Below are 8143 nucleotides of genomic sequence, written 5' to 3'. Positions count from 1 at the left end.
GCTTCCTTCGCCTTGCCGGAGTCGCTCTCCTCCGCCGCCTGAGCGTCCTGCAACTCCTTCAGAGCAGCGTCATAATCAATCTCCGTCTGCGACTTCCCGCCACTGTCATTACCTGTGTCAGAAGCGGGATCACCAATCGTACCGCCGGGCGGGACTTCCTCCCCGCCCTCGTCGTCCTGATCATCTTCGGCGACGGTGTCACTGCCACCACCGCAATTGCCCCCACCGGTGATCTCGCAGACCTGCGTACTGATCCCATCGGCCAGCGCCGGACCGACCCCCGTACCCACCAACGCGCCCACGATCGCCGCGACAACGACAATCAGGCCGACGTACTCGATCGCCCCCTGCCCACGCTGAGACGATCTGCGCAACGCACCCAACAGCCGGACGTCGGTGCGCGGCAGGGACTGCCGCGCCCGGCGTCGGATGTGACGAATCCGACGTACTACCCCCGATGGCAACATACACGCGACGCTACGGCGCCAACTCGGCCCGGGTCATGGGCCCGAGGGCCCAATACCAGGCTCAGTTCCCAGGCGGCCGAGCGACAGACGACAAAGACGGACAGGGCACTGCCCCGGCCGCCTGTCGTACCGGCGGTCGGGGCAGAGGTGGGGGGTCATAGAGGGGTCGCGGACGCGAGAAGGGCAGGTCCGGCACCGTCCTGGCGGAGATGGGTGCGGCCTGCCCTGCTCGCTGCGAGTCCGGTGGATCAGCCGCCGAGGATCTCGGCGACCTTGTCGGACAGGCCGCCGGCGATCTCGTCCGCGACACCGGAGCCGACGATCGCGGCGATGATCAGCGCGACCAGGACGATGACACCCACGTACTCGACCGCGCCCTGACCCTTGTCGCTGCGGCGCTTCATGGCGGCGACGGCGGTGTTCGCCCAGGTGCCGACGTAGAGCTTGGCGTTGGTGGCGGCCTTCAGCGTGACGTTCGACATGTGATTTCCCCCTGTTGTGTCGGCCGGCCGTCTTCCGGCCGACTCGTACGAGTCTTTGGTGTCTCCCGCGCTTCCGGCTTCCTCCTGGCCGGTCTCGCTGGCGACATGAGAAACATACGGCGGCACCGGGGGACCCGGCATGGGCCCCAAGGCCCAACCCCAGGCCCAACCTCAGGCCCAGCCACGGCTTGGGCCCGGCAGCCAGAAAACCGGCCGGTGTCGTATGCGACGCGCATACGACACCGGCCGGCGGGCCCCGAGACGGAACAGGCGGATCAGTTCTGGGAACTGTCCGTGTCGCCGCGCGGGAAGGAGATCTCCACGCGGCGGTTCTTCTTGCGTCCTTCTTCGTTGCCGTTGTCCGCGATCGGGTACTGCTCGCCGTAACCCCGGATCTCGTACGTGATGCCGGCGGCGGTCAGCTCCTTCTCCAGGACTCCGTGCACCGCTTGCGCGCGCTGCTTGGAGAGGACGTCGCCGTGGGCGGACGAGCCCAGGTTGTCCGTGAAGCCGAAGACGCGGACCTTCTGGGCGCCCTGCTTCTCGATCTCCGCCGCCACAGCGGCGATTCGGTCGTTCGCGGCGCTGGAGAGCTTCGCGCTGTCCTTGCCGAAGAGCACCTCGGACTGGAGCGCGAACTTCACCGTCTCGCTGGTGTCCTCGCGGCGCTCCTCACCGCCCTCGGACTCGACGACGGAGATGATCGGCAGCACCCTCGCCGCAGCGAGAGTGGCACCGTCACGGAGCTTCAGTCCCGGGTTGTTCCCGTCGACCTCGGGCGGCGGCGACGTCGACTCCGTGCCGGGCGGGGTGCTCGGCGACTCGTCGGCCGACGCGCTCGCCGCCATCGTGAACTGAACACTGGTGAAAAGGACCGCGGCGGCGATGGCCGTCGCCGCCGGCCGCACCATGGCCCGGCGCGTGCGCGCCGTGGTGGCACGCATCAGGAGATCTCAATCGTCGCGTTGGGCATCAGCGGAACCTGGATGTCGACCTCGGACGTGCCCTCGGGCGGCGCCGGGAACTGGGCGAAGAAGTTCTCGGTCGCGTTGCCGTCCATACGGGTGATGCCCGTCGTGGTCAGCGGGTAGCCGTCGGTGTCCCGCAGGACGTAGTAGCGCTTCTTCTCCGCCTTGTCGATCAGTGTGATACCGGCGAGGGACCGGCCGGTGCGCTTGACCTGGTTCTCCTGGCCGTTCCACTGGAGCGGCACCTGCGTGCTGTCGCCGTTGGTGTTCTTGATGGTCCCCGAGACCGTCAGGAATCCGCCGTCGTCGCGGGTGGCCGTGTTGATCACCACCTGGAATCCGTTGGACCCGTTGATGGTCGCAAGGGTCTGGCTGGTGTCCGGCACCGTGTTGCCGCCGTCGTCCTTCGAGTTGTCCCCGCTCGGGGCCGACGACGACGCGCCGTCGTCCTTCGAGCCGTCGTCGCCACTGCCGCACGCCGTCAGAGACACGGTCAGCGCCACGGCCGCGAGGGCGCAGCCCGCCACCCTACGGGCCTTCATTCCATGCCGGATATTCATCAGTAAATGATCCTTTGCGTTCACTCGCGGTCAGTCCTCGGCCAGTCGGACGGAGAACAGGACAGACATGTCAGGCAGCACGGGGTCCACCGGGTCGATGGTCAGACCCTTACCATCACAGACGAGTTCGCCCGGGGAGACAGGCTCTTCTTCGCCCTCGTCTCCCTCGTCTCCCTCATCGGGCTCCTCGGAACCCTCTTCGGAGTCCTCGTCTTCCTCCGCCGGCTCGAAGCTGCACCGAGGTTCGACAACGGCCGTGGCGTGCGCCTTGGCCTTCTTGTCGGCGTCCTCCCCCAGCACACTGTCGCCCATCGTCTCCTTGGTGACGACGTGGACCGTGAAGGCCCACCTGCCGTCATCCGTCCAGCCGCATCCGCCCGCGGGCACATCGATGTCCGCGTCGTTCTCTTCGGCGAAGCGACCGGCCGCGACGCAGCCGTTGTAGGTCCCGAGGGGGTTGCCGTTGAAGATGTCGTCCAGATAGCCGGGGTTGAGAAGATTCCCGAGCAGGTCGAGCCGGAACTCGTCCCGTGATTCCTGGGCCGCCGCGAGTGCTGCCGCGTCGGCGGCGGACTGGGCACCGTTGCGTGTGGCGCCCGCCTGGCCGACCGCGAAGAACGCGAGCGCGAGAAAGAGCAGGCCCGCCACCATCGTGATGTAGATGGGAGCGGCCTGCCCAGCCTCGCGGGAGTCGCGCACTATCAGCCGCCGAGAATCTCGCCGACCTTCTCCGACAGACCGCCGGCGATCTCGTCGGCCACGCCCGAGCCCACGATCGCGGCGATGATCAGGGCCACCAGCACGATGACGCCGACGTACTCGACCGCGCCCTGACCCTTGTCGCTCCGGCGCTTCATCGCGGTGACAGCCGTGTTCGCCCAGGTGCCCACGTAGAGCTTGGCGTTGGTGGCGGCCTTCAGCGTGACGTTCGACATGGGAATCCCCCTGAGTGTCGGTCGGCCGACGACCGGCCGACTCGTACGAATCTGTGGTGTCGCTCGCGCTTCCGGCTTCCTCCTGGCCGGTCTCGCTGGCGACATGAGAAACGTACGACGACAGGGCACCCCTCAGCATGGGCCCCAAGGCCCAGCTCCGGGCCCAACTCGCCGACTGGGTCCCCTTCTTGATACCTCGGCCCTCACGGCCTCCAGCACGCTCAGCCACGACCGGCCGACCCCCCTCGTGCTCCGTGCCAGAACGCGATTGCCTCGCCCCGGCTGCCGGCGTTCAGTTTGGCGAAGATGCGATTGATGTGGTTCTTGACGGTCTTCTGACTGATGAAGCAGGCGGAGGCGATCTGCTGGTTGGTCATCCCTGACGCGATCAGGTCCATGATCTCCACCTCCCGCTGGCTCAGCTCCGAGTAGAGGCTGTCCGGTGAACCGGCCGCCCCGGCTGTGCCGGGCATCCCCGGCATCGCCTGTCCTTGATAAGAATGTGCCACATTCGCTTGCGAAAGCGAAGACCCAGGAGCAAATTGTTGCGGGTTCAACTCCCGATCACCGGGTAGTACTTGCCGGTTTGGGGGAGAAACGTACGACGGGTGGCCCTGCCCGGCGTGTGCGTTCGCAGATGAATGGCCCGGCTGCGCGGGCTGGTAGCCGGGGCCGGTGAACGCCGTACCGAGTCCCTCGGGAAGGGCTCCGGCCCCCGGGTCGGCGCCGCCCGCACCCCGCACACTCGCCAGCAGCGCGCTGGACGCGGAGTGCGTGAAGTGGGCCCGGCCCTGCTTGATGTCCCTTACGGCGGCGACCAGTTGGTCGGCGGTGAACTCACCGTGGACGAGATAGCCGCCCGCGCCGAGACGCAGTGCCTCATGGACGATCTCGCTCTCGCGGCTGTACGTCATCATCAGCACCGGCGCGAGCCGCACCAGGTGCGGCAGGGCGGAGATCCCGTCGACACCCGGCATACGGACGTCCAACAGGACGACATCCGGGTGGTGTTGGACCGTCTGTTCGTACGCCTGGCGGCCGTCGGCGGCCTCCGCGGCGACCTCGATGTCGTCGCGGCCGGACAGCAGGACGCTCAGCCCCGCTCGTACGACCGGGTTGTCGTCCGCGACCACGACACGCAGTGGGGGCGCGGTGGGCATCGGCCCTGGCAGGGCGGGGAATCCTTCGGATGCCGCCGGCGGTGCTGACGTGGGGACTCCGGCGGTGTGCTCCGAGCTGAGCGGTGTGGCGTGCGAGGACGAGTGCTGCGATACGTGCGACTGCTGCGTCCAGTGCTGCCCGGAACTCCGTGAGATGTCGTCCGGCATGGCTGCGGCCTCCTCTCCATGGGTGGGAACGGTGGTTGGTTGGTGGCGCGGGTCGTCGGTGAGATCGGTGCGGGTCGGTACGGGCCTTTGCTGCACGGTCAGTTGAGCATCGGCTCGGGTTGCTGCGGCAGTCCGCCCTGGGACAGTCCCAGGGCGTCGAGCGAGAGTTCCAGTCGTACTTCCGTGCCCTTGGCCGCCCGGCCTCTGCCGATACGGATCCGGGCCCCGATCGACGCCGCGCGTTCCACCATGCCGACGAGGCCGAAGTGGCCCGCCCGTCTGAGGTCTTCGAGCGAGGTGCCCTCGGGCAGACCCTGCCCGTCGTCGTACACGCTGATACGCAGCACGTCGCGGACCACCCCCGCCGAGACGTCGACGTACGTCGGGTGCGCGTGCCGCTGAGCGTTCTCCATCGCCTCCGTGGCGATGGTCAGCGCGTGCCGGGCCACGGCGTGCGGAATGGGTGGCATACCCGTCTCGCCGAGCTGCCGGAAGGACGCCTGGAGGCCATGACGCCGACCGAAGTCCTCGGTACGCGAACGGAGTTCGGCCGACACGTCGACCCCGCCGTCGAGGCCCGACTCCCGGCGCAGGTCGGAGAGGAGTTCGCGGGACTCGGCGGCGGCCCGGCGGGCCGAGCGCGCGACGAGTTCCGCCTGGTGTTTGACCGTGAGCGGGTCCATCCGGTCGGCCGTGCTGGCGAGACCGTCGGCGGCCATCGCGAGACCGTGCAGCGTCTTGGCCACCGAGTCGTGCATCTCGCGGGCGAGCCGGGCCCGTTCCTCCTCGACCGCGCCGGTGACGGCGAGCCGGGCGCGGGCCTCGGTGAGCGCCTGACTGGCGGTGCCGAAGCCGAGCATCAGGTTGCGCAGCGTGCTGCCGATCGCACCGGCGACGATGCACAGACCCGGCAGGAGAAGCGCGTTGAAGGCCACGTCCACCTCGGTGTTGACGGCGTAGGCACCTCCCACGATCAGGGACTGGAGCACCGCGAAGAGCGCGGCGCCCCGCCAGCCGTAGACCAGTCCGGCGAGCAGCGGCGTACAGATGGTGACGTACGCGAGAGTCGAGTCCGGGGAGGCGGTGGCCAGCAGCAGCGCGCCGAACAGCATGTCGAGGGCGAGCAGCGACGGGTGCCGCAGCAGGATGGGCCCGAAGCGCTCCCAGTCCCGCAGCAGGATGTACGAGACCATGAAGGTGACGAGCACCGAGGAGCCCACGAGCCAGGTGGCGAACCCCGGCGCCGTGCGTTCGAGGGCGAACGGCGCGGCCAGGACGATCATCGCCATCCGGAAGCCGAACGTCTGACGGCACAGCGCCTGAAGGGCGTTGACCTGGATCGGCAGCGAGGGAATGTGGTTCGGCGTGGTCGCCGTACTCGGGATCTCGCTGCGGATTCCGCCGGTCAGAGTCGTGGACCGTGGGGCCATTGGGGGTCACCTCCCGCTCGGGTGCATGGGTCTCGGGTCGACGCGTTCATCTGTTGCCTCAGCCTCCGGAGAGGATCTCTCCGAAGTCCACGCCGGAACCGTAGTAGAAGCTGAGCACAATAAGAATCATGGTCGCCGGAAGCATCACCATGGTCACGACGAGGGTGGTCTTCGGTACCGCTTGTGCCGCGCTCCGCCGGGCGTTCTGCGCGTCGGTGCGGCGCATGTCGTTGGCGATCTGGATCAGGGTGTCGACGATCGGCGCGCCGAGCTCCTCACCCTGCTGGAGCGCGGTGACGAACATCGACACCTGCTCGGACGCGTTGCGCTTACGGAGCTGGTCGAACGCCTCGCGGCGGCTCACGCCCATGTCCATCTGCCGCAGGGTGATGCGCAGTTCGTCCGACCACGGCCCCTTGTACTTCTCCGCGACGCGCTCCAGGGCCTGGCGGAAGCCGAGGCCCGCCGAGACCACGACCGCGAGGACGTCGAGGAAGTCCGGCAGCGTGCGTTCGATGTCCGCGCGGCGCCTGCGTATGGCGCTGCGGATGATGACGTCCGTCCAGAGCATGCCGTAGGCGAAGGCGACGACCGCGATGACCGTCTGGCCACGGACGATCAGGGAGAGCGCGGCCATCGCGCCGAGGGCGCCGTAGACGGCCCGGCGGGCCGCGTACCGGTCGACGGTCATACCGCCGGGGTTGCCCGCCATGTCGAGGCGGCGGCGCAGGGCGTCGACCCGCTTGGGTCCCATCATCCGCAGCACGGACGGGGCGTAGCGCATGCCCATCCGGTCGATGCCGGAGCCGACGGCGGTGGTCCGGGTGGCGCCGACCTCCAGCGCGATCGCCAGGTCGCTGGGGAGTTTGGCGTCGGCGCGGTAGAGCCGTACGCCGTGGAAGACGCCGTATATGGCGAGCCCCATGAGGGCGGAAAGCAGAAGTTCCATGATGTGCGTGCCCTCCTTTCTCAGACCTGGATGCGGGACATGCGGCGGATGAAGAAGAAGCCGACGCCGTAGAGGCCGAACGCGACCACGGTGCCGATCTGACCCAGCGCCGAGCCGGTCATCTTGTCCAGCGCGCCGGGGGTCGTGGCGTTGATCATCAGGAGGAAGCCGAGACCGAGCATCGGGACGGCGAGCGCGGTGACCTGGATCTGGGAGAGCATCGTCTTGACCTCTCGCCGGGTCTCCTTGCGCTCCTCCAGCGTCTCGGTGAGGTTGCGCAGCGAGCTGACGACCTGACCACCGGCGCGGCTGGAGAGGATCAGCGTGGTGACGAGCACGACGAGTTCACGGGAGGGCAGCCGTTCCGCCAGCTCACCGAGCGCGTCGTCCAGGGAGTGTCCGACGGCGAGTTGGTCGGCGACCCTGCGCAGTTCCTCGCCGGCCGGGTTGTCCAGCTCCTCGGCGGCCATGATCAGGGCCGTACGCATCGCGAGGCCGGCCTGGGTGGCGTTGGCGAGTACGCGGGTCAGCTCGGGCAGCTGGTTGATGAAGGCCTCGGTCCGCTTGACCCGCTGCCAGTTCAGGAACGCGTTGCCGCCCCATACGCCGACGAGCGCCGCCAGCACACCGAAGAACGGCGCGAATATGGCGCCGACGACGAAGTAGAGACCGAGCAGACCGGCGAGCACATAGATGAAGTACTCGCCCGGTGTCAGATCGAGGCCGGTGACCGCGATCTTGTGCTCGATGCGCTTGCCGATGCCGGTGCCGCGCAGCCTGCGGTCGAGCCCGATGAACCGCCGTCGCCGGCCGCCGACCGTCGCCATCTGGCCCGTCTGGGACATCCGGTCGACAAGCACCTGTCGTTGGGCCTTGCCCGCCGAGTAGACGTGCACGCCGATGACGCCGAGCACACACGTCAGCAGCGTGATGCCTATCGTCAGGAGCGGAAGATTATCCATGTCGTGCGGGGACCTTCTGGGTGAGCGGCGGGCAGGGACGGTTATGGGGGCGGTGGTCGCGA

The 8143-nt window shown here is 68.3% G+C and carries 9 protein-coding genes and 1 pseudogene; all 10 read right to left on the bottom strand.

The features are described 5' to 3' along the window. Positions 1–467: pseudogene (locus ACIBBB_RS34730) on the bottom strand (hypothetical protein); the annotation flags it as partial. 248 nt (positions 468–715) lie between these two features. Continuing rightward, positions 716–949 carry a hypothetical protein gene (locus ACIBBB_RS34725; RefSeq protein WP_189110977.1) on the bottom strand — a complete coding sequence of 78 codons (234 nt, stop codon included), beginning with the start codon at positions 947–949 and terminating at the stop codon, positions 716–718. A gap of 275 nt (positions 950–1224) precedes the next feature. Then, positions 1225–1893 carry an OmpA family protein gene (locus tag ACIBBB_RS34720; protein ID WP_398989208.1) on the bottom strand — a complete coding sequence of 223 codons (669 nt, stop codon included), beginning with the start codon at positions 1891–1893 and terminating at the stop codon, positions 1225–1227. After that, complete coding sequence (locus tag ACIBBB_RS34715; RefSeq protein ID WP_398989206.1) at positions 1893–2477, bottom strand: hypothetical protein; 585 nt, start codon at positions 2475–2477, stop codon at positions 1893–1895. Before ACIBBB_RS34715 ends, ACIBBB_RS34720 begins: the two co-directional genes overlap by 1 nt. A gap of 30 nt (positions 2478–2507) precedes the next feature. After that, positions 2508–3176 (bottom strand): pilus assembly protein TadG-related protein, encoded by a 669-nt coding sequence (locus ACIBBB_RS34710; RefSeq protein ID WP_398989204.1) that lies wholly within the window; start codon positions 3174–3176, stop codon positions 2508–2510. A gap of 2 nt (positions 3177–3178) precedes the next feature. After that, positions 3179–3412, bottom strand: coding sequence for a hypothetical protein (locus ACIBBB_RS34705; protein ID WP_398989202.1), 234 nt, complete (start codon positions 3410–3412; stop codon positions 3179–3181). Between the two features lie 221 nt (positions 3413–3633). Next, entirely contained in the window at positions 3634–4740 is a 1107-nt protein-coding gene (locus ACIBBB_RS34700) for a response regulator (RefSeq protein WP_398989200.1), read from the bottom strand. Positions 4741–4838: 98 nt separating this feature from the next. Continuing rightward, positions 4839–6170: a sensor histidine kinase gene (locus ACIBBB_RS34695; protein ID WP_398989198.1), complete on the bottom strand. Its 1332-nt coding sequence runs from the start codon at positions 6168–6170 to the stop codon at positions 4839–4841. A gap of 58 nt (positions 6171–6228) precedes the next feature. Then, on the bottom strand, positions 6229–7119 hold the full coding sequence (locus ACIBBB_RS34690) for a DUF5936 domain-containing protein (RefSeq protein ID WP_398989196.1): 891 nt from the start codon (positions 7117–7119) through the stop codon (positions 6229–6231). A gap of 20 nt (positions 7120–7139) precedes the next feature. Next, positions 7140–8081 (bottom strand): type II secretion system F family protein, encoded by a 942-nt coding sequence (locus ACIBBB_RS34685; protein ID WP_398989195.1) that lies wholly within the window; start codon positions 8079–8081, stop codon positions 7140–7142. Positions 8082–8143 lie beyond the last annotated feature (62 nt).

It is taken from the genome of Streptomyces sp. NPDC051217, from assembly GCF_044455465.1.
Taxonomy (GTDB): Bacteria; Actinomycetota; Actinomycetes; order Streptomycetales; family Streptomycetaceae; genus Streptomyces.
The sequence above is the reverse complement of the archived record's forward strand: the minus strand, read 5'-3'. Positions and strand labels throughout refer to the sequence as shown.

Excerpts from the sequence above, each read along its gene's own strand:
- ACIBBB_RS34725 (WP_189110977.1), bottom strand. The coding sequence starts at position 949 with ATGTCGAACGTCACGCTGAAGGCCGCCACCAACGCCAAGCTCTACGTC.
- ACIBBB_RS34720 (WP_398989208.1), bottom strand. The coding sequence starts at position 1,893 with ATGCGTGCCACCACGGCGCGCACGCGCCGGGCCATGGTGCGGCCGGCG.
- ACIBBB_RS34715 (WP_398989206.1), bottom strand. The coding sequence starts at position 2,477 with ATGAATATCCGGCATGGAATGAAGGCCCGTAGGGTGGCGGGCTGCGCC.
- ACIBBB_RS34705 (WP_398989202.1), bottom strand. The coding sequence starts at position 3,412 with ATGTCGAACGTCACGCTGAAGGCCGCCACCAACGCCAAGCTCTACGTG.
- ACIBBB_RS34700 (WP_398989200.1), bottom strand. The coding sequence starts at position 4,740 with ATGCCGGACGACATCTCACGGAGTTCCGGGCAGCACTGGACGCAGCAG.
- ACIBBB_RS34695 (WP_398989198.1), bottom strand. The coding sequence starts at position 6,170 with ATGGCCCCACGGTCCACGACTCTGACCGGCGGAATCCGCAGCGAGATC.
- ACIBBB_RS34690 (WP_398989196.1), bottom strand. The coding sequence starts at position 7,119 with ATGGAACTTCTGCTTTCCGCCCTCATGGGGCTCGCCATATACGGCGTC.
- ACIBBB_RS34685 (WP_398989195.1), bottom strand. The coding sequence starts at position 8,081 with ATGGATAATCTTCCGCTCCTGACGATAGGCATCACGCTGCTGACGTGT.